Annotated in this window: 1 protein-coding gene; it reads left to right on the top strand. The window is 68.8% G+C overall.

Annotation, left to right across the window (positions count from 1 at the left end; genetic code table 11):
• Positions 1 to 1772: nitrite reductase large subunit NirB (gene nirB / locus ACY5KJ_RS01135; protein WP_462202546.1), on the top strand; the 1772-nt coding region annotated here is incomplete at its 5' end.
• Positions 1773 to 1803: the final 31 nt, after the last annotated feature.

The raw sequence follows: 1803 nt of genomic DNA, 5'->3' as shown, positions 1-1803 counted from the left end.
GGCTGGTAGCACCCGGATACGCGATGGCCGAGGTCGTCGCGGACCGTCTGCTCGGCGGCGGCGCGACCTTCACCGGTGCCGACATGTCGACCAAGCTCAAGTTGCTCGGCGTCGACGTCGCGAGCTTCGGGGACGCCTTCGGGACGACTCCCGGTGCGCTGCCTATCACGTTCGCCGACCCGGTGGCCAAGGTCTACAAGAAGCTGGTGCTCTCCGACGACGCGCGTAGCGTCCTCGGTGGCATCCTCGTCGGCGACGCCGGGGAGTACGGCATGTTGCGGGCCATGGTCGGCTCCGCCGGGGTCGTGCCGGACGATCCCGCGCGGCTCATCCTGCCGGCCGGCGACGGCGACGGCGACGGGGCAGGGGCCGGCGGCTCCGGGGCCGGGGTGGCGCTCCCCGCCGGGGCGCAGATCTGCTCGTGCAACAACGTCACCCACGGCCAGATCTGCGCCGCGATCAGCGAGAACGGCCTTACCGACGTCGCCGGGATCAAGGGGTGTACCAACGCGGGCACGAGCTGTGGCAGCTGCGTGCCGATGCTCAGGACGATCCTCGGCCAGCAGCTCGCCGCCGCGGGCATCGAGGTATCGAAGGCGCTGTGCGAGCACTTCGACGTCAGCCGGGCTGAACTGTTCGAGATCGTCCGGGTGCGGGGGATCACGACGTTCTCGCAGCTGATCGCCGAGCACGGTCGGGGCCGGGGCTGCGAGGTTTGCCGGCCGGTGGTGGCCTCGATTCTCGCCTCCCTTTACAACGGGTACGTCCTGGCCGGCGAGCAGGCCGCCCTGCAGGACACCAACGACCACATGCTCGCGAACATGCAGAAGGACGGCACGTACTCGGTCGTCCCCCGGCTGCCCGGCGGCGAGGTCACGCCCGAGACGCTCATCCTGATTGGCGAGGTGGCCCGGGACTTCAACCTCTATACGAAGATTACCGGTGGGCAGCGCATCGACCTCTTCGGCGCCAGGGCCGAGCAGCTGCCGAAGATCTGGAAGCGGCTGACCGACGCCGGACTCGAGTCCGGACACGCCTACGGCAAGGCGTTGCGGACGGTGAAGTCCTGCGTCGGGGAGACCTGGTGCCGCTACGGCGTACAGGACTCCACCACGCTGGCCGTCGACCTGGAGCTACGCTACCGCGGCCTGCGATCTCCCCACAAGATCAAAATGGCGGTCTCCGGCTGTGCCCAGGAATGCGCGGAGGCGCGGTCCAAGGACGTCGGGGTGATCGCCACCGAGCAGGGCTGGAACCTGTACCTGGGCGGCAACGGCGGTCACCGGCCCCGGCACGCGGAGCTGTTCGCCTCCGACCTCGACACCGAGACGCTCGTCCGCTACATCGACCGGTTTCTGATGTTCTATGTGCGCACCGCCGATCGCCTCCAGCGCACCGCGCCGTGGGTGGAGAGCCTCGACGGCGGCCTCGGACATGTCCGCGAGGTCATCGTCGACGACTCGCTGGGCATCTGCGCCGAACTCGACACGGCCATGGCCCACCACGTCGCGACCTATCAGGACGAGTGGAAGACGACGCTGGCCGATCCGGTCGCACTGCGCCGGTTCGCCTCGTTCGTCAACGCCCCCGAGGCGGCCGACCCCGACGTCATCCACCTCCTCGAACGCGGCCAGCCCCGGCCGGCCCGCCCGGCCGAGCGGGCAGCCCTCATCGCCGGTGCCACGCTCCCCGTGGTGGCTGGCCGTTTCCTTACCTATCCAGGCTCCTTGCCTATCCAGAGGGACGAAACGGACACAAAGGAGTCGAAATGAAATAACTTGCGCGTTTCGAACCCTCCACAGG

The organism is Frankia sp. CcWB3 (genome assembly GCF_977927595.1).
This window is presented reverse-complemented; position numbering and strand designations above follow the sequence as displayed.